Annotated in this window: 15 protein-coding genes; 2 read left to right on the top strand and 13 right to left on the bottom strand. The window is 42.6% G+C overall.

All coding sequences use genetic code 11. The features are described 5' to 3' along the window. Window positions 1-84: 84 nt before the first annotated feature. The 7 genes from CES82_RS00305 to CES82_RS00335 all read right to left on the bottom strand — a co-directional run bounded on the left by CES82_RS00305 (window position 85) and on the right by CES82_RS00335 (window position 11,286). Window positions 85-4,467 (bottom strand): mucin-binding protein, encoded by a 4,383-nt coding sequence (locus tag CES82_RS00305; protein WP_098823325.1) that lies wholly within the window; start codon window positions 4,465-4,467, stop codon window positions 85-87. A gap of 246 nt (window positions 4,468-4,713) precedes the next feature. Further along, the gene (locus CES82_RS00310; RefSeq protein ID WP_098823326.1) at window positions 4,714-5,559 is read right to left on the bottom strand and encodes a methyltransferase domain-containing protein; all 846 of its coding nucleotides are present in this window, start codon (window positions 5,557-5,559) and stop codon (window positions 4,714-4,716) included. Window positions 5,560-5,571: 12 nt separating this feature from the next. Further along, entirely contained in the window at window positions 5,572-6,762 is a 1,191-nt protein-coding gene (locus CES82_RS00315; protein ID WP_098823327.1) for an MFS transporter, read from the bottom strand. Between the two features lie 155 nt (window positions 6,763-6,917). Further along, a complete protein-coding gene (locus tag CES82_RS00320; RefSeq protein WP_098823328.1) occupies window positions 6,918-7,841 on the bottom strand; it encodes an L-lactate dehydrogenase in 924 nt (307 codons plus the stop codon). A 410-nt stretch (window positions 7,842-8,251) separates the two neighbouring features. Further along, window positions 8,252-9,142, bottom strand: coding sequence for a zinc metalloprotease HtpX (htpX, locus tag CES82_RS00325; protein ID WP_098823329.1), 891 nt, complete (start codon window positions 9,140-9,142; stop codon window positions 8,252-8,254). Between the two features lie 16 nt (window positions 9,143-9,158). After that, on the bottom strand, window positions 9,159-9,722 hold the full coding sequence (locus CES82_RS00330; protein WP_098823330.1) for a LemA family protein: 564 nt from the start codon (window positions 9,720-9,722) through the stop codon (window positions 9,159-9,161). Window positions 9,723-9,882: 160 nt separating this feature from the next. Further along, window positions 9,883-11,286, bottom strand: coding sequence for a DHA2 family efflux MFS transporter permease subunit (locus CES82_RS00335; RefSeq protein ID WP_098823331.1), 1,404 nt, complete (start codon window positions 11,284-11,286; stop codon window positions 9,883-9,885). Between the two features lie 165 nt (window positions 11,287-11,451). Here CES82_RS00335 and CES82_RS00340 point away from each other — a divergent pair, with 165 nt between their 5' ends. Then, entirely contained in the window at window positions 11,452-12,564 is a 1,113-nt protein-coding gene (locus CES82_RS00340) for a YdcF family protein (protein ID WP_098823332.1), read from the top strand. A 223-nt stretch (window positions 12,565-12,787) separates the two neighbouring features. Here CES82_RS00340 and CES82_RS00345 read toward each other — a convergent pair whose 3' ends face one another. Further along, complete coding sequence (locus tag CES82_RS00345; RefSeq protein WP_098823333.1) at window positions 12,788-14,401, bottom strand: FAD-dependent oxidoreductase; 1,614 nt, start codon at window positions 14,399-14,401, stop codon at window positions 12,788-12,790. A gap of 221 nt (window positions 14,402-14,622) precedes the next feature. Here CES82_RS00345 and CES82_RS00350 point away from each other — a divergent pair, with 221 nt between their 5' ends. Then, window positions 14,623-15,981 carry a glutamate--cysteine ligase gene (locus CES82_RS00350; RefSeq protein WP_098823334.1) on the top strand — a complete coding sequence of 453 codons (1,359 nt, stop codon included), beginning with the start codon at window positions 14,623-14,625 and terminating at the stop codon, window positions 15,979-15,981. Between the two features lie 63 nt (window positions 15,982-16,044). Here the strand turns inward: CES82_RS00350 and CES82_RS00355 are convergent, their stop codons facing one another. From CES82_RS00355 to CES82_RS00375, 5 genes are read right to left on the bottom strand one after another with little or no spacing between them, the layout of a single operon-like run. Beyond that, the gene (locus tag CES82_RS00355) at window positions 16,045-16,980 is read right to left on the bottom strand and encodes a nucleoside hydrolase (RefSeq protein ID WP_098823335.1); all 936 of its coding nucleotides are present in this window, start codon (window positions 16,978-16,980) and stop codon (window positions 16,045-16,047) included. Window positions 16,981-16,984: 4 nt separating this feature from the next. Beyond that, a complete protein-coding gene (locus CES82_RS00360; protein WP_098823336.1) occupies window positions 16,985-17,800 on the bottom strand; it encodes an energy-coupling factor ABC transporter ATP-binding protein in 816 nt (271 codons plus the stop codon). Between the two features lie 3 nt (window positions 17,801-17,803). Next, a complete protein-coding gene (locus CES82_RS00365) occupies window positions 17,804-18,661 on the bottom strand; it encodes an energy-coupling factor ABC transporter ATP-binding protein (RefSeq protein WP_098823337.1) in 858 nt (285 codons plus the stop codon). Beyond that, entirely contained in the window at window positions 18,658-19,407 is a 750-nt protein-coding gene (locus CES82_RS00370; RefSeq protein ID WP_098823338.1) for an energy-coupling factor transporter transmembrane component T, read from the bottom strand. Before CES82_RS00370 ends, CES82_RS00365 begins: the two co-directional genes overlap by 4 nt. Next, a complete protein-coding gene (locus tag CES82_RS00375) occupies window positions 19,404-20,033 on the bottom strand; it encodes an ECF transporter S component (protein ID WP_098823339.1) in 630 nt (209 codons plus the stop codon). Before CES82_RS00375 ends, CES82_RS00370 begins: the two co-directional genes overlap by 4 nt. Window positions 20,034-20,101: the final 68 nt, after the last annotated feature.

A 20,101-nucleotide genomic window follows, 5' to 3' on the forward strand; every position in this document is an offset into this window, starting at 1 on the left:
CCTCCATGGATAGGCATTTGCTTATCCATGAAGGAGTATCACCTGACTCTTCAACACCATCTTTATCAATTAACTTTACAATGCTTAATCATTTTCACGTTTCTGCCGCTTAACTAATCCAAGCAAGCTCATGATACTCATCAAACCAAGTCCTAACGAAGTCCAAATGCGAGTGTTCTGTTCATTAGTTTGCGGTAACTCAGATGTTGCTTTGCCTGTGTTATTAGACGTCTGCTGACTAAATACTGGTTGAGCATGCTCACCAGCCTCGGTTAACCCAGGTTGCTCCGCTTGACCAGCCAAACCCGTTCGACTTTCACCGCCATTCGAATCACTACCTTCTTGAGTTGGCACCTGTCCGTTATCAGTTGTCTCACTCACTGGCTCATTTGGTACTGTATCACCATCAGTAATAAGCGTCGTTTCTGGTGTAGTTGGTGGTGTCTCGGGCGTAGTTGGCGGCGTTACATCATTATCTGGCGCATCCGGCGTAGCAACGTAGTAAACCGTTACTGCCATATTCCCAGCACTCTTGCCTATCACAACACCTGGATATTCATTATCAACACTTGTTTGGTCAGGTGTATAGCCTGAAACAACTGGCGAATTCACTGCAGGATAACCGCCCTCAGGAACTGCCACAGTAGCACCCATGACTTTATCCGTCGTAATGTGCCAAGTCAATGGCTGTACTTCTGACGCATGAACTGGCATTGTCGTCCCTTGAACGAAGTAATTAATCGTCCGGGTTGTAATCGTGGTGGTATGCCCGATTTGATGCGATAAGTGAATGGCAATCGTACCATTATCAGGTGTAAACGTGTAATTAACCTTATCGCTTTGACCTTTACTCAACTCATAGTTATTTGGTGTCACAACGTTAAACGTACCTGTTTGGTCAACAAATCCGTCTAATGATGTGCCTTCAACTACCTTACCGTTTTCGATATCATCGATGTAGGTGACAGCAATCTTGGTGGGATTGGGATTGTACGTCACGGTAACCGGCTTCAATGTTTCGTTACCAGTTAAAGTTGTCACGTCAACAGTACCAGCACTAACTGACGCTTGATCAGGTGTGTAACCGGTAATCTTAGTTGGTGTTACCATCTTGAGACCTTCATCCGTTCCAATAGTTAGTGTCCATGCACTGTACGTGAGCTTACCTGTCACCTCATCGATTGTCCCAGTCCGAGTGTAATCTTGGTGTTGGTCTACTGAATCGACCACTTTATCACCCTTTTGATGATCAACTGTACTGTTACCGTAAACATAGTTGATGGTCCGAGTCACCGTTGCCCTCAACTCGTCGTTGTAGGGATCAGTTACAGGCGTAATCGTTCTTGTTGCATGTTTAACGTAGACATTGTAGCTTTGATCAACCTGACTATCATTATCAAACGTCCCACTGGATGCACCATCATCGGTCCCAACCTGAACGAAATTATCCGGCAACGCGATCGTGTTCGTGTAGGTTCCAGCCGATTTCCCAGTCAATGTCTGTACTGCCGTTGACACTTCTGTACCATCCGCTGCCGTCCAGTCTGACGTCTTGGGTGAGTCGTTCACATCAATGTAGTGCACCGTAACTTTTTGTTTGTCTGGATGATACGTAACTGTTTCTACCACTGGCTGATCATTGACCGTTAAACTACTCGTTACCACAGCGACAACCGTATCCTTATCCGGTGTATAACCAGTCAGCTCAGTATCACTGGCCCCAGTTGGTGAGTCAACTGCTACAAACCCTTCACCAACACTGGTTACAGCCGTCCACGTACTGTAATTCACATCGTTAGTGACTAAATCGACTATCCCTGTGCGCGTAAAGTCCTGTTTCTGAACCACTGCTGGTGCTGCAGTCGTTCCCCGCTTACCCGCAACCGCATCATCCCCATACACGTAGTTAATGGTGCGCGTAATTGTGGTTTTTAGCTGATCGTTTTGGGGATCAGTTGTCGGCGTTATCGTCTTTGTAGCATGTTTGACGTAGACGTTATAGTTCTGATTGATCTTATCATCAGTGTCGAAAAAGCCACTGGCAGAACCCGCGTCTTGAGTCACTTTAACATAGTTTGTCGGCAAGATAATGGGGTTTGTATAAACATCATCCGTGGTGCCATTCAACGTTTGCAACGCCGAAGTCAGTTCAACGCCATCCATCGCTGTCCAGCCAAATTCCTTATTTGAACCTGTAACATCGATATAGTGAATCTGAATTTTTTGAGCATCCGGATGATAAGTTACTGTTTCTGACTTTAATGTCGTCTCACCCGTCTTCAGTCCAGTCAAATCAACGTTTCCTGCAGCTATTAAAAGTTGATTTGGCATATAACCGGTGATGGCAGTCGATGGCACTGCTATAAGTCCGCCATCATCCTGACTAATTGGCGTCCAAGGACTGTAGTAAATCACATCACCAGTGACCTCATCAACGATTCCAGTCCGTGTGAAGTCTTGCTGCTGATTAACTGGTGCGATTACCTGATCGCCTTTGCGATGCGCCACAGTATCATTTCCATAAACATAGTTAATCGTTCGAATTACCGTTGCATTTAATTCATCATTTTGGGGATCAGTTGTCGGTGTTATCGTCTTTGTAGCATGTTTGACGTACACATTATAGCTCTGATCAGTCTGGTCATCTTTATCAAATATTCCGCTGGATGCACCATCATCGGCTGCAACCTGAACGTAATTATCTGGTAATGTGATCATGTTCGTGTAAGTCTCATCCGTAGTTCCGTACAGTGTTTGTTCAGCTGGTAGCACCTCGATACCATCTGCTGCAGTCCAGTCCGAAGTCTTGTTTGAATCATTCACATCAATATAATGTACTATGACCGTTTGCGGATTACCGATGTACGTAACGTTGACTGTTGTATCTGTTGGTTTTATACCAGTAATCATATCGCCGTTAATTGGTACAATGCCAATATTAGGCGCGTAACCGTCTACCGGTGGACTAGTTACTGCTGTAAGCCAGCCCATTGGCGTATAGGTAACCTCCCCAGTAACTTTATTTTGGACAGCAGTATAGGTTAAGTTCTGGACGTTATCAGTAATACCAGTTACAGGCGTACCGTCAGCCATCTGATAATGGATCGTCTGTTTAACCGTGACTGGCTCTAGCACCTCTGTTTCAGCGGCAACAACAATAGTGGCCTGTTGATCTTGACCATCATCGTGATCAAACGTGCTGTCCATCGTAATTCTTGGGGTAGTAATTCCCGTAGATGGGTCCGTATCTGTCACGATTTCGTAACCGTCCAGAACTCCGGCAGTAACCATATCAGCTGTAAGTTCGGTATCAGAAGCGCCAGTTACATCATATCTAGAGATAGGATTAGCGTCAGTATCTTCAACGGTTACGTGGACGACTTGCCAACGTGGCGTATAGACTACGGGGACTAGAATGTCACCTGGCACTAAAGTTGATTTCTGATTGATAATGGCATCTTTGGTGTTATAAATGGTCAAATCAACACCTTGCTGTACTAACGTATCGCCCACGTTTACAGGTATAAATCCATCTAGCTGACTACTACTGGAATATTGAGCGTAATTATTCAAATAAGCCGCATTAATTTTGCCATTATTAATTACCACCTGTTTGTTATATCTTTGAATATATTGCCAATTCCAAACACCAGGAACAGGTTGCTTAAAAGCCAAAGCCATAGCGCCCATGTCATAACCGGGTTTATTTAAGTCTAAACCATTAGGAATATTAACTTTGGTGTCAGTTAAGGTATAAGTCGCCGTCTTTGAAACTAGATCTAAATCTACCGACCATGTCAACTGAACATTACCACCATCGGCATAATCGGTACCCAAATTAGTACGATTGGGATCAGTTCCTTTTTCCCAATTTGGATAAATCCGAACTTGAATATGAGACGTCATTGTATTGGTAATATGATCCGTACTGGGGTTATCTGCTGTTTCTTGAGTACCAGCTACCGCCGTTATCTCTTGCGGCGTACCTGTTTCAGCGTAAGTTGCCGATGCAGCACGTTTAGCCTGTGCAATGGTATTTTCGTCAGTTACATCACCTAGATTGGTTGTTTGTACAGTTTGCGGTTCAGTGGCTTTAGGCACAGCGTCCCCAGCTGTTGATGCTGCCGGCGTTATAGTCTCCTGACCATTATCATCCACTGGTGGTGTATGCGTTTTCAAATCACTGGTGACATTTGGCACCGTTTGTCCATTATCCCTGAGCGCTATTTGCGATGCTTGTGAAGCCGGTTGTTCGTTAATCGCCGCTTGCGTCGTTTCTGATTCAGATTCTGTATCTGCATGCGCATCCTGATGTCCGCCAAAAACGAAGCTGGTACCCAGTGAAATCGTGAATAGACTGGCAAAAATCCACATTTTGCCACTTTTATACATCTTAAAATGTTCATTAATTTGACCACTATCTTGCAGTATCCGCCTGTGCTGCTTTTGTATCTTTTGCTTATTCATTTTATTGCCCTCCAGCAAAATTTAATAACCTGCTAACATCTCCACCTAAAAATATCGTTAAATAGTTAATACCGTTAACTATATATCAACTCAATACCCCAAATAACTTAATTAAGTTTGCTGTTAGTATAGCAACTTATTGGTTAAATAACTAGTAGTTGTTTCTTATTTTCATTACTTTCTCTAAAAAATAGACTCCAAGAAGTCACCGCATCAACTGCTGTGTTCTTGGAGCCTATTTTTACCTTACTTCGTCACAACACCGATTTCAAAATCCGCTGTGATGTGTGTCAAACCTTGCTTTAAAATACTGTCTTTGCGGTCAGCTGCCCGCCAAGTCAACGGCGTCATTTCAAACAGCGCTCTGAATAATGCTGGTGTTAGGTCAAACTGATAGTGAACTGGTGTGAAGGCAACGTTACCGTAGTGTTCAACAAAGTGATCCTTAACCGGTGAATTATCGTAGGTGGCATGTTCACCTTCCGGATAAATCAGCGCACGCAACTCTTTGAGATACTGACTATTGGGAATCACCTTGATCAACTTGCCGCCCGGTTGCAATACCCGGTCAAATTCCTGATAATTGGCCGGTGACAGGATATTGACGATTGTAGTCACCTGCTGATCACCAAAGGGCAACTTCGCCAAATCGCCCACCATAAATAATGGCTGCGGCTCGTTGACTGCACCGGAACCGGCAATATTAATGGCTGGTTTGGAAATATCTAAGCCAACGTAAGCGTCATTTTGATTTTGCTGCGCCAACCATTTGGTAGTGGTTCCTTCACCGCAGCCGGCATCTAACACTAAACCACCGTGTTTAATCTGAGCCGATACTGCCGTCAACATAGGCTCGAAAAAGCCCGCGGTTAACATCTGCTGCCGATAACGTAACATCTCATCCGTATACTCGGTTTTAACTGGCGCGTTGATCATAAATAACGTGCCTTTTTTGGAAATATCAAAACTATGTTCATTTTCACATTGAACCGTTTGGCCGATCACCGATGCAATTTCGCCACCGCATACTGGGCACTGAAACTGTGACCGATGCTGGCTCACAAACTGACTTGCTAATTCTGCTTTTTTCACATTGAGCCTCCGTTACGCTAAATGATGTGGTTTAATTTTAACAGCAAACGCCATTAAATACGAGACGGCGAGGAAACCGGCAACGACGATGTATGGGTAATGCGTGTTCATATCCAATAATGCCCCAGACATCAGCGGTCCAATCACGTTACCCACGCTGGTCAACGACATATTCAATCCGTTGATCAAACCCTGATTCTTGGCGCTGAGTTTCGTCAGTAACGTGGTGATTGCCGGCCGTAAAAGGTCAAACGCCGTAAAGACCAGCAACGTTGCAATAATGACTTCAATCTTGCTATGAGCAAAGATAATCCAGACGGTTCCGATAAGTGCAAAGAAGAAACAGATGCGGATCAGCCGAGTTTCCTTGAACCGAATCACTAACCGGTCAAACAGCATTACTTGGAAGAATAGCGAAATCAATCCGTTTAACGTCAAAACTAACGCAATGTTAGCAATGCTAAAATGAAAGACTTGGTTTACGAACAAACTATAGATACTCTCGAACCCTTGCAGACCAAAAGAAGATACCAGAATCAGAATAAACAGTAAGATCACCGGTTTAACCAGTAAATCGTGCCAATCCCCGTTCATGAGATTAGCTGATTTCTGGTCCTGGTTGGTAATTTGATCCGGTTTTTCAATTTCAGAATCTTTAGGCAATAAAATTAATAGTGCAATGGTACTAAGCAACCCTAAGGCGCCCGCAAACCAAAATGGCGTTTTGTAGCTAATACCAGCCAGAATGCCGCCGATTCCGGGGCCCAGTATCAAGCCACCACTAAACGCCGCGGACAGCCAGCCGATGACCTTCGCCCGTTGCCGCTTGGTCGTAATATCTGCAGCCAGCGCCATCCCAGTAGGCGTCACCATGGCAGCTGAGATACCGCCGATTACCCGGGCAATATCGAACATGCCCAGTAAATTAGTCAGCGCAAATAAGATTTCTGAAACAGCATAAAGTGCCAGTCCAATGGCAATAATCGGCTTTCTTCCCACTCGATCGGAAATTTTACCAATAATTGGTGAGGTGATAAATTGGGCAAAAGAAAACAAGGCCGTCATGACCCCCATATCAAAAGCCGACAAATGAAGCTGGTTACGAAGAAATGGCATTACTGGAATGACCAGGCCAATCCCTAGGCAAACCAAGAATTCACTTAAAATTAAAATCAAGATGGCACGTTTTACTTTTCCCAACATACTATCCCCTCCACGAATTTTAGTCACAAGTAGTGTAGTATATCAGGTTTTCCGTTATAACTCTACTGATATTATTCAATAGACCTAATCGGCAAAAAATCAGCGGTCAATCCGCAATTGGATTGACCGCTGATTTCAGTTATTTAATATTAAGGTTACTTCGTGCTTTCTGCAAACTTAGTCTTGATATAATCTGCTGAAATCTGAAGCTTCTTTAATTCGTCTTCCGTTAATTCCAGTTGTAACTGTTCCTGCACACCATCACGGCCAACAATGGCTGGGTATGATAGGTAAGTGCCATATTCTTCACGGTAATTAGAAACTGGCATTTCGGTTTCAGCACCGCTTAAAATCGTGTTAGCTAAGTGAACCGCTGCAGTAGCGACACCATAGTTAGTGTATTTCTTACCATGAAACACTGTATGACCGCCGACCTTGGCTTGGTGATCGAGTTCATCCAAATCGAGGTTTCGTTCCTTAGCGATTTCAGTGATTGGTTTCCCTAATACTCGAACAGTTGACCAAGCAGTAAATTGAGAGTTACCGTGTTCGCCTAAGTTGTAGCCAACCACTGAGCGTGAATCGATGTTCAGCTTAGCAGCCACAGCTCGCTTCATCCGTGCTGAATCCAGTAAAGTCCCTGTTCCAACAACGTGGTTCTTAGGTAAGCCGGTCACTTGTTGATAGATAGACGTAATCACATCAACGGGGTTAGTGATGACCACCATCTTGCCATGGAAGCCAGAAGCTTTAATTTGAGCACCGACTTTTTTAGCTGCTTCACTGGTAAATGGTAGCTCAGCAAACCGGTCATCAGTTGGATTATCCTGTAACTTAATGTTCCCAACCGCTGAAATAATGACATCAGCATCCTTTAATGCAGAATAGTCATTCACTGTAATATTAGTATGTACGGGTAAATTTGGCATTGCATCTTCAAAATCCAACGCATCGGCCTTTACCTTGGCCTCACGAATATCGATTAAAACTAAATCATCAGCAAAACCATTGGCCACAATATAATGGGCAGCAGTTGCACCAACATTACCCATTCCAATGACACCAATTTTTCGAGTCATGTTACGCACCTCTATTTTAATAATTTCCTAATCGGATTGTTATTATCTTACCATTTTATTAGGGACGTGGCGACTGGAAATTGAAGTTGGTGGATTTTGGGGAGGTATTTCTCTGGGTGAAAAGGCTGATATTCTAGGTACGTAGGTTAATAAGATTAAGTTCTTCTAAAAAATGTGCTTATCTAGCCCTTAACGTGCGAAAAGGCTCTGATTCCTGCCGTATAAGCAAATAAGGCAAAGTCTCCCAAAACCAGGGAAACTTGTTGCCCCTTATATTGCTGAAACGCGCAAAAAGGCTCAGGCTCCAGAATATAAGCAAACAAAAGCGGTTTTCCCCAAAAGACCTGGGGGAAACCGCTTTTGTTTGCTTATATTCTGGAGCCTACCCGAGCTTTTTTACGCTCTGCACTCTACATCTTTCTCAACCTCTCAATTCTCTCCTCCATCGGGGGATGGGTATCAAACAGGTGAGTGACCGATTTTTTCTTTTTCATTGGATCAGAAATATACAGCGCCGCACTACTCGGATCCGCCTCTTTCATCGGTTCCGAAGTAGAAATCTTTTGTAGTGCTGAAATCAATCCCTGTGGGTTCCTTGTCAATTCGACACTACCCGCATCCGCCAAGTATTCCCGGTTCCTTGATAACGCCATTTGAGCCAAGGTGGCCGCGATGGGACCTAAAATAATCAACAGGATCGATACGATCAGCATGACAATTTGGATCACGTTACCGCCATTATCATCGTCATCATCCTGGCGACGACTACCGCCGCCCCACCAGAAATAGTTACCCGCTAAGTTAACCATTCCAGTAATGGCAGCTGCCAGCGCCAAAGCCACTGTCTGCAGCCGAATATCATAGTTGCGCACATGGGTCATTTCATGTCCCATAACACCTTCTAATTCTTCACGGTTTAAGCGTTCAAGAATGCCAGAAGTGGCCGCCACTGCGGCATGCTGCGGGTTATTCCCCGTAGCAAACGCGTTTGGACTCGGATCATCGATGATAAACACCCGTGCCACCAGTGCCATATCTTCAACAATGTGCCACAGTTCGGGGGCCTGTTCTGCTTTGGTGATCTCGTGGGCATGGTTCATGGACATCACAATATTGGTCGAATTACCGATCATAATTGCGGCGTAGACCCCTGCGAATACCAATGCCAACACTAGGCCAGCAACATAACTATTAAAGAAAACGTACCCAATCGCTGCCCCAATAGCCAGTACTAAGATGACGAACCCCGTCAGGACATAAATCGTGCGCCTTTTATTCCGGGCAATTTGTTCGTATAACATCTACCGTCATCCTCGCTTATTTATCAAAAGAAACTTTTGGCGCTGCCTTTTCTTCTTCTGGTACCTGTAAGTATTCACTGATCTTGAAGTGGTGAATTGAAGCCACAATGTTACTTGGGAACGACTGAATTTTCAGGTTAAAGCTGGCCACGCTTGAATTATACAATTGCCGTGAGTAGGCAATTTTGTTTTCAGTGTTAGTCAATTCTTCCATTAACTTGGTGTATTCTTGGTCGGCCTTCAAATCTGGATACGCTTCAGCTACCGCAAAAATACTTTTCAACGAATTACTCAATTGATCAGAAACGGCCATGGTTTTTTGATGATCTTCACCTGAGCTGTTTACCAACTGATTTCTCAAACCAACGACTTTTTCCAAAGTGCTTTGTTCGTAGTGACTGTACCCCTTTACCGTTTCAATCAGATTAGGAATCAAATCGTTCCGACGCTTCAATTGAACGTCAATTTGACTCCATGATTCCTGAACGTAAGTCCGGCCCTTGATCAACCCGTTATACGCGCTGACATAGGCAATGATTAAAATAACGACTACCACTGCGATAACGATCCCTGCAATCATGTTTATTCCTCCATTTCACTGCTACCTTAAAGTTACCTCTATTTTACCAGTTCCTCATCTAATCACCTAATCGTAAAAGGCATCTGAAGGGTTTCTTAACGTTGCCGTAAAAAAAGAAGCTACCGCGTTTTACGGTAACTCCTCTGTTATTTCTATCAAGCTATGCTTGGCTATTCTTTGCCTGTTTCCGGAAGTTAATTAAAATCAATATCAACGTCACGATAGCAAGTAATGCCAGCAAACTAAAATCATGATCACCGCCGCGAGCTGAGAGCACAGCCTGTGACAAATGCGGATCACTGTGCTGACTGCTGGTCAGGATAGCGGCCATAATAGCAGTTCCGATTGAACCTGCGTACTGTTGACTGGTGTTAAACGCAGCGTTGGCATCCTGCTGTAATTTAACATCTACTTGTCCAATCCCATTGGTCATGACGTTGCCAAAACTAAAGCCAAAACCTAAACCGAAGATTAAGTAGAAGAAGATAATCATTGGAATGTTCAAATGCAGGCCGAAGATGGCAAACAAGATCATCGAGATCACGATTAGGACACTCCCGATTCGAATCGGGTAACCCGCACCATGTGAATCCAACAGCCGGCCACTCATTGGTTGAACGATTCCTGAAACTAAACTACCTAACAGGATAGCTGAACCGGCGACCAGTGAATTTGCGCCAAACACTAACTGACTGTAGTTGGGCAGTAAATATGAAATCCCAATGTTCATCAATTGAATCAAGAAATACGACAGAATGCTCAAAACAAAGGTCGGTGATTTAAAAATATTGAGATCTAGTAAATCGCGGTCAGAGTGAAACGAGTGGTAAATAAACAATCCTAGAACCACAAGTCCTGCTGCTAAGAAGCCCCAGAACTGAATACTGAGCCAGCCAAAGTCACCGGCTTCAGTAAAACCTTCCGCAATCAAAAAGAAGGAAATCCCTAATAATATAAGGCCAAGAAAATCAAACGTGTCGCGCCGGGTCTTCATCTTTTGCGGAATCGTGAACGTACCCAGTAAAACAGCGATCACAACCACGGGTAAAATAAACCAGAAAATTTCACGCCAGGTAAATAAATAGGTGTTCATCCCACCGTAAGTCGGTCCAATGGAAGGCGCGACACCAACCACCATGCCACCGATGCCCATAAATAAACCTAGCCGGGCAACGGGAACCTGCTGCAGAATAATCGCGAATAATAGCGGAATCGCATAACCGGTTGCGACAGCCTGAATCAGCCGGCCAATTAATAACACGACAAAACTTGGGGCCAAGGCACAAACAAAGCTGCCCAAGATAAATGACACCCCTGAAAAAATAAAAATACTGCGAATTTTATATCGTCGCTGGATATACGCCGAAGTCGCCATGGTCAGTGAAACCAGTAAGAGATACCCAGTAGACAGCCATTGAACCACACTCATGGACAGTTTAAACTGTGCCATCAGTGTTGGAAACGTCACGTTCATCGATGTTTCAACTAAAACACCGCAAAACGCCATTAAACCAGCACCAATAATCGCCAGCATTGTCTTTCTCGGAATGGCTTGATTTTGCAAAATAAAGATCCTCTCTCTATGTCATTTTAACGATTATGATGACACAACAAACATCATAACCAGCTTATATAGTATAGACGTTCTTTACCTAAAACGCCAAGGTATCAAGTAATTAACACCGGATTTAGAGTATAATTTAATGAGACGATTAAGGGGGAGTTATTATTGCAAGGCGATTATTTATTTTACGTTAAACTGGGCTGGCTGATCACCGGAGTCTTCTTTGTGATTTTTGGGATCAACTATGCCTACAACCGAACTTGGCTGAGAAACGGCATTTGGTTCAACTTGTTTTTCTACAGCTTTTGGCTGACACTTGCCATAACCATCCTGAATACCGGCAATACCGCCATTATTTACCCCGTTGGCATCTTATTCTTATTTATCCTCTTCTGTATTGGCCTGTTCTTTGCGCTTCAGGCAATTTTACTATTCTGGAACGCTGCCATTGTTTGGCGTCGGGAAAGTCATTCACTGGCAAATTCACTGACACTTTATCTGGGAATCGGCATTATTATACTGCCATTTGTAATCAAACTTATTCGGGCACATTTACCCATTTTTTGGGCTGAGGTGTTCACGACCTTTCCAGTCCTATGCATCTTGTATGCTGTTTTCTGGTTCTATAATTACCTGACTGTACTGGTACTCTACCAGTTCTATTGGCCCCGTCACAATAAGGATTTCATCATCGTACTGGGTGCCGGTTTGATGAACGGTGATCAAGTCACCCCCTTACTGGCACAAAGAATTCATAAGGGAATCCAATTCTATCAACGCCAGCTAAAGAAAACGGGTCACGCTCCGAAAATGATTTTTTCCGGCGGTCAGGGTGGCGACGAAACCATGCCCGAAGGTGAAGCCATGCGTCAGTATGCGATTGCCCACGGTGTTGGCGCCAACGATGCCCTTGCTGAAACGGCCTCTAAAACGACTTATGAGAACATGGTCTTTTCAAAAAAAATCATCGATGAATCACTGGTTAAAAAACCGAAAACCATTTTTGTCACCAATAACTACCACACGTTCCGAGCTGCTATCTTTGCCCAATCGGCAGGACTAAAAGCCACTGGTATCGGTTCTAAGACAGCCGGCTTCTTCCTGCCAAACGCTGTGATGCGTGAATACATCGCCATCGTTATGCGTCAGCGGAAATTACATTTGATCATGATCATATTGATGTTTATTTTATCGCTGCTATTAGTAGTGCTATCACTGCATTCAGACTGGATTGCGGCGTGGTTACAGGGAATTCGTCGGTTTTTGGACAACCTCTAAAAAAATAAGTTGTGCCATAAGCCTATATTGGCAAGTATTTCAATCACTTTTTCAGCCAAAATTAGTGATACTGTTCTTTGGCTCAACGCGTCAATATTGCCTAATCGTGTGCCAAAACTCAGATTCCTGCCATTTAACGTGAATAAACCTCATCCCGACAAAGTTCGCCGGAATGAGGTTTATTCACGTTAAATTCTGGAATCTACCAAGTTTTGTCACACACTCATTCTGTCACAATTTTAACATCGTATCCGTTCCCTGCCAGTATTCTGGAAGCATTATAAGGGCCAAGTCCCTTCCTGTAAAGAATGTAGACGGTGTGCCCCGTCGGAATTTCAGTTAACCGGTCACGTAGCTCGGTTAGTGGAATGGCCAAGTCTGAATCAATGGTGCCGCTGGCAGTTTTTCCCGTTTCGCGAATATCAAGAAAGGTCCCATCACAGCGTTCAGTCTCGGTTAAATCATCGTACTTGACCGTCTGATTAGCCTGCTGGCGTTGATTGATTCCAACGTAGCCAGCCATATTTAACGGGTCTCGAGGGGCTGAATACGGCGGTGAATATGGCAACTCAATCCCTGGCAGTTCGTCAATGGTGAGGCCACCAGCAATTGCCGCTGAGAGCTCCCCTGATCGTTTATCAACACCGTTTTCACCCACGAATTGACCGCCGAGAATTTTACCGGTGTCTGGTTCATAAATCAGTTTAATATTCAACCGTTTCGCATTCGGGTAGAAATAGGCATGGTCAAAGGGGGTAATGAATACACTGGCATAGTTAGTGATTCCTGCAGCCTGCAGGGTTTGTTCAGAGTACCCCACCATACTTGCAGTGAGATTAAACACCTTCACGGCAGATACGCCCACAAATCCGGGATAATGCAGTGGTTCACCGTTCAAAATATCTGCCAGTAAGTGCCCCTGCCGGTTGGCGGCGCTGGACAGTAAACTTGGGATCGGTAACCCGGTAATCCGACTGGTTGTTTCGATAACGTCACCAATCGCGTAAATATCGGGCGCGGAAGTGGCAAATTGATTATTCACAATAATGTGGCCATCCGCCCACAATTGAAGACCAGCGTTTTTAGCAATTTCGCTATTGGGGGTGACACCGGTGACCACTACCAACATATCCGTGTTCAGTACACTGCCATCTGATAAGTGCAGCTCACGACCACTGTCGGCAACCAACTGAATCGTCACGCCCAGTTTCACATCAACACCATTTTTCTCCAGCTCTTTTTCCAAGAAATCCGCCAGTTCAATATCGTATGGCTGCATCACTTTGTCAGCTTGATCAACCAGTGTCACTGATAGTCCCAGTTGTCTGAAATTTTCAGCAAGTTCAACGCCTGCTGCGCCTGCACCTAAAATCGTCACTTGTTGAGGCGCTTCTGTTTGAATGTAGTTCTTAATCCGGTCACCATCCGTCAAACTGCGCAACGTAAAGGCGTTAGTAGCCGTTTCAATCCCGCTGATCGGTGGCAACACTGGTCGCGCACCAGTTGATAAAACTAACTTATCGTAGGTCTCTTCATACTGCTCGCCACTATCCAAGTTCTTCACACTTAACCTGTGCCGCGCTGGATCAATCGCTGTGACTTCGTGACGCACGCGAACATCAATATTATTATTCTGTTTCAAAATCGCCGGTGTCCGCTCGATCAACGCATTACGATCAGTAATGACGCCACCTAAATAGTACGGCAACGCACAACTGGCGATTGAAATATGCTCGCCGCGTTCCAGTATCAGAATCTCGTTTTGTTCATTCAATCGCCGAAACCGGGTGGCAAAGGATGCTCCACCAGCAATGCCGCCAATGACGATGACTTTCATAGGAAAACCTCCATTCTAAATAAGCGCTTTCATCGATTTTAGCATACTGGTTAACCTGCCAATGCGCAAGCAATAAGTCCGTTGTCACTGCCGTAATACATTTAACCAATTAATTTACGAATTTGCTGTACTACATTATTAGAAAAGTGTACACTAAGGAATAATGTTTTCTCATAGAATATTAATAATCTAATTGGAAATACATATAGGGGGAACCAACCATGTTTAGTGAAATCGGTCAATTAATTTTTGACAATGAAGCCGTGGCGAAAACGCAAGATTTTACCATGGGGCTAGAAATCGAAATGCAGCGAGTCGATGAAACCGGAGAATTAAGTCAGGAACCTTATCCTGCTGGTGCCGGCGATGAAAAAACGAATCCGTGGATTACCAACGACTTTCTGGAAACCATGTCAGAGGTTGTGACACCGCCTGCCAGTCACGCACTAGATGCGATGCACTACTTATTTAGTTTAAATAACGCTTTACGTACCGCGCTTTCACCAGGAGAATTACTGTGGCCATTATCGATGCCGCCACGCTTACCCAAGGATAAATCAACCATTCCGTTAGCCAAAATGGGACCTGATAAGGAAGCCTACCTGCATGAATGGGTCAAACGGCATGGCTTTTCTGCCGGCACACCATGTGGCGCACACATTAATCTCAGCATTGATAATCACGTTTTCGAATTAGTTTATGAGCATCTAAAGGACCGTTTCCCGAATCGAGTCGATCTAGAAAATTACCTTTACGCTGTCATCGCTCAAGGCTTTTGTCGCTACCGCTGGCTAATTACCTATCTTTTCGGTGCCAGTCCAATTGCCGAAGCAGGTTACTTTGATAAAAATGAGGGACCAGGTCATCCCGTACGGAGCATCCGTCAAAGTGTCTATGGCTTTGGCACGAAATTCAAAGGTGACTACACCAGTGTTCAGCGGTATGTTGACCGCATTGAAAAAGGTGCCAAGGATGGTACCTTAATCTCCGACTATGAATTCCACGGTGCCGTTCGTTTAAAGGGTAATTCAAATTTGAAAGACCTGCCTAAAACTGGGGTCAAGTACCTCGAACTGAGAATGTTAGACTTAGATCCCAGCAGTTCAGTGGGTGTAAGAACCGGCACGCTGCGTTTCTTACGATTAATGGCCAGTTATTTTATCATGACACCCGCTTTGCACCCGGAAGAGGTCGAAAAAGTCATCACCCGTTCCGATAAAATGAACGAAATTGTTTCAGAAGAAGAACCCACTTCCGTTACTAAATTTCAGGCTAAAGCCAAAGCACTCATGCGCCGGCTAGAAATGTATGCCAACCAAATCCAGTTGGGACCTGAATACCAAGAAGAACTGGAAGATCTCGAAGACCGGATCGAGAACCCTTATACCACACCAAGTGCACGATTAATGACACACGTTAAAAACGATTCATTAGAAGAGTACGCACTGATCCGGGCTAAGCGTTATCAGAATTCGGCACTGGAGACCATCCGGCCGTTTAAAGGTTTCGATCACAAGCGAAAACTCACTGCTGAAGATTTAAAGAGTCAGCTATTCAAGGGCAGTTGGGAACCACAATGATCAAAAAAAGGACGTTCACTTATCAGCGTAAACTGGTAAGCGAACGTCCTTTTTGACGATGTTCTATTTCTCATTTAGCCGATTAATTGCTTCAAAAAGCAAATCACGATATTGTTCTCGTTTAACATCCATTAGAACTAATGTTGAGTTCTTATTTTCAGGCAAGGGGCGTTTATCCGCTACAGTCATTCCCCGTGCCTCAGAATCATCGGTCACTACATCCACAGAATAATGTTCGCCAGTAAATATATTAGGGTTAAGCAAATAAGAAACTGTACACAGATCATGAATCGGACTATTTTTAAACCCAAATTGCTTACCTGACTCAAAATAAAAGCTTAGCAATGCATACACAACTTGATTAATTTTACCCGGCTTATTGAAAGTCTGAATTTCATCATAAGTAATATACGCTTTTTCCGTTACATCAAGTCCTGCCATAACAAGTGGGATGCCAGCGGTAAAAACAATCTTAGCTGCTTCTGGATCTGTCCAAATGTTAAACTCTGCTCCCTTAGTTATATTACCGTGGTCAATTCCACCACCCATAAGAACAATTTTATCAATAGAATCTTTTACATCAGGAAAAGTTTTGAATAGTAATGCGATATTAGTTAACGGTCCAGTTGCAACTATCGTAATTAATTCTGAACTTTGTTGTATTTTTTTATGCAAGAAAGTAACCGCATTTTGACTGCTGATTGGATAATTAGTATCGGCATTGTCAAACGTTGGACCATCCATTCCTGTATCTCCATGTGCATTGGTAGCTGGATAAAATTCTTTCACTAAAGGTCGATCTTGGCCACTAGCTAGTTCAATATTTGCGTGCGCAACTGACAAAATATGTTGTGCATTTCGAGTTACATTTTCCAAGGTCTGATTGCCACCAACAGTAGTAATGCCTAGTAAATTCAATTTATCTGGATTGGCTAACGCTTCAAAAAGTGCCATCGCATCATCGTGGCCAGGGTCACAATCAAAAACAATATTTTTCATCAAACTATTCCTTTCCATTTGCTGCAACTAAATCATCGACTAATTGTGTAACGCTCAGTGGTGTCTGAGATAGCTTAACTCGTTGCGCAATTGAAATTACCTCAGCTGGTTCAATGTTTGCATCGTTCATCAATTTTTTATCCGTGAAAATTTCTTCGGGTGTACCATCTCTTAAAACCATATGCTTTGATAATACTACGACGCGTTTAAAATTCTCTACAACAAAATTCATATCATGGGTAATAACAATGACACATTTATTGTTCTTTACTAATTCCTCAATGATACTGGCTAATTTTTGTCGGCTAACAGAATCCTGACCGGCTGTTGGCTCATCGAAAATATATATATCCGGGTCCATTGCAATAATCGAAGCAATCGTAATGAATTTTCGTAACGAATAAGGAAAATTATATGGGTGTTCATTAAGGGAATCCATCAATCCAGTCAATTTAGCGGCATACTGAACACGCTTCTCCAATTCCTCACCAGTAATACCATTTTTCTTAGGTCCGAATTCAATCTCTTTACGAATACTGTTATTAAAAATTTGATCATCTGGGTTTTGAAATGAATATCCTACTTTCAGTGCGACTTTTGCAGTAGTAAGATTTCTAGTGTCTTCACCATTAACAAACACATGTCCTTTTTGAGGAACCAGTAAGCGATTAATTAATTTCACAGTGGTCGTTTTACCTGCTCCATTTTGACCAACAATTGCTGTTGCCGTCCCTGATTGAAAAGCAAGATTAATATTTTCAATCACTGAATTTTTAACATCATAGGCAAAAGAAACTTTTTCTAATTTTACGCTCTCCAATGTTCAGGCCTCCTCCATTTTATTGATTACTGACACGATATCAGCACGAGTAACAGGAACCGATTCCCCTTTTTCTACTAATTGACGTTGCACTAATTCTCGATACACACGCGCGGCTGTCGGTAAAGCTACTTCGTTTTCATTTAATAGTTTTTTCAAAACCATTTCAGGTTTACCAAGAGCCAACTGCGTCCCATCCGACTTTAGAACTAATAATTGATCAATACATTCCATCATTAAATCAATCTTGTGCTCCACAATGATAACCGTTTTACTATCCTTCTTTAAATTCTCGATAATTTTAAAAATACGATTTGTACCTGCTGGATCTAGCTGAGAAGTTGGCTCATCAAAAATAATAATTTCAGGATTCAAAGCTAATATTGATCCAATTGCTACGAGTTGCTTTTGACCTCCAGAAAGATCAAATGGATTTTTATTTTGAATGTCTTCTAATTCAAGCAAATTAATGATTTTTGCTACACGTTCTAATATTTCATCACTCGGCTTCCCTAAGTTTTCTAATCCATATCCTATTTCTTCCTTTACTGTATCTTTTACACCAGAAATTTGAGTAAACGGGTTTTGAAAAATATAACCAATTTTCATACTCAGTTGTGCTTCATCATACTGGGCAATTGGCTTACCATCTAGCAGAACTTCACCGTCTAAATTTCCTTGATAAAAGCTGGGAATGAACCCTCGTATAACATTACACAAAGTTGTTTTACCAGAGCCATTAACTCCCATAATACCTAATATCGTTCCCTGCTCTACGTTCAAATTTATATTCATTAATGTCTTTTTTTCAGTTAGAGGATAACGGTAATTAATGTTTTTTAATTCTATGACTGAATTCATTTAAATACCCCCAAATAAAAGCTGATTAAAAAGGCAATAATGATAACCCAGCTTAAAATTTTATCCATACCCGTTTTCTTTATCGGTAACATCAAAGTAGGTCGTACTTTGCTAGAAAACGCTCTTGATTCCAACGTAAGTACACGTTCTTCGTTCTGCTCTATTGATGTGAGTACTACCGGGCCTAACATGGGTACAAAAGATTTAATACGCGTGAGAAGATTGCCTTCTGTTTCTACACCACGAGATTTTTGTGCATCTGCAATAGTAGCTGTTAAAGCAGACATCTGTGGAATTAATTGCATTGTCGATAAAATTACAAAAGTAAGTTTTTTGTTCCATCCGGCATTTTGCATCGCTGCTGCAATGTCCTTAACCTCAGTTACTTGAAAAAACCAAATTAAAATTGCACCAATTGCAACGATTTTTGAAGTCATCGTATAACTCATCTGTAAGCCAGTATTAGAGACATGAATAATACCCCAACTTAGAATGATATGATCGTGATAAACAAACAGTGTCTGAATAATAAAGATAAACAAGGCAACTAAAAAAATTGATTTGAAAAATAACGATAAATATTTACCTGTCACTTGACCTAAAATTGCTAATATCAATCCAATCACGAATACGCCATATTGAAAAAGATACCCAGAGAAAAACACACTACAAAGTGTGATTGCAATGACTAACCATACTTTGGTTGTAGGATAAAGTCGCTTAATAATATTAGTTTGATTAATCATGATAGGGATTCCTCCAAATGACGTAACTTTTTAGGAATATAATTCCATCCGTAGTTTAATTTAATTAAGAACCGTGCCGGAATGTTATGAATAATTAATAATGCTAAAACCATATTGATAATCGTATTCACTGTACCCGAAATCAAGTTTGTCGAAATCACAGAGGTCCAAATTTGTTGCCCAGTTGCTAAAAAGGCAGCAGTTAAGAAATCCGTTCCCGTTCCTGTAACACCACCAAAAAGTAAAACTGAAACTACCGCTGACGATGACGCAGAAATTACATCAACGATAATTCCCGCAATTACGATTCCAACAATGTTTGTATACATTTTCCATCGAGATAAATATCCTGTGGCTAACGCTGTACATAGAGATACAAAAGCAAAGGGTATTGAAATTGGATTAAGCATCCCATTAACTAAATTGCCTAAAACGCCAGTAGCTGCACCAACCCATGGCCCTGCAATCATCGAGACCATTACGGTACCTATTAAATCAATGAAAATTGGTAACTTTAAAATTGTCGATAGTTGATACCCTACGACACTTAGCGAGACACCAATTGGAATTAGTAAAAGTGCCAATAAGTTGAAATCATGAAAAAAGCCAACTTTTCTTTTATTCATTTTCTGATCCTCCAATCGCACGTGAAACGGAACCGCTTACAACGCAATCAAAGTAACAAAAATAAAAA

Origin of the sequence: Secundilactobacillus silagincola (genome assembly GCF_002583405.1) — a bacterium.
GTDB classification, from domain to species: Bacteria; Bacillota; Bacilli; order Lactobacillales; family Lactobacillaceae; genus Secundilactobacillus; species Secundilactobacillus silagincola.

What these genes read in the sequence shown, in the direction of transcription:
- CES82_RS00305 (WP_098823325.1), bottom strand. Translation starts at nt 4,467, where the DNA reads ATGAATAAGCAAAAGATACAAAAGCAGCACAGGCGGATACTGCAAGAT.
- CES82_RS00315 (WP_098823327.1), bottom strand. Translation starts at nt 6,762, where the DNA reads ATGTTGGGAAAAGTAAAACGTGCCATCTTGATTTTAATTTTAAGTGAA.
- CES82_RS00320 (WP_098823328.1), bottom strand. Translation starts at nt 7,841, where the DNA reads ATGACTCGAAAAATTGGTGTCATTGGAATGGGTAATGTTGGTGCAACT.
- htpX (WP_098823329.1), bottom strand. Translation starts at nt 9,142, where the DNA reads ATGTTATACGAACAAATTGCCCGGAATAAAAGGCGCACGATTTATGTC.
- CES82_RS00330 (WP_098823330.1), bottom strand. Translation starts at nt 9,722, where the DNA reads ATGATTGCAGGGATCGTTATCGCAGTGGTAGTCGTTATTTTAATCATT.
- CES82_RS00345 (WP_098823333.1), bottom strand. Translation starts at nt 14,401, where the DNA reads ATGAAAGTCATCGTCATTGGCGGCATTGCTGGTGGAGCATCCTTTGCC.
- CES82_RS00350 (WP_098823334.1), top strand. Translation starts at nt 14,623, where the DNA reads ATGTTTAGTGAAATCGGTCAATTAATTTTTGACAATGAAGCCGTGGCG.
- CES82_RS00355 (WP_098823335.1), bottom strand. Translation starts at nt 16,980, where the DNA reads ATGAAAAATATTGTTTTTGATTGTGACCCTGGCCACGATGATGCGATG.
- CES82_RS00365 (WP_098823337.1), bottom strand. Translation starts at nt 18,661, where the DNA reads ATGAATTCAGTCATAGAATTAAAAAACATTAATTACCGTTATCCTCTA.
- CES82_RS00370 (WP_098823338.1), bottom strand. Translation starts at nt 19,407, where the DNA reads ATGATTAATCAAACTAATATTATTAAGCGACTTTATCCTACAACCAAA.
- CES82_RS00375 (WP_098823339.1), bottom strand. Translation starts at nt 20,033, where the DNA reads ATGAATAAAAGAAAAGTTGGCTTTTTTCATGATTTCAACTTATTGGCA.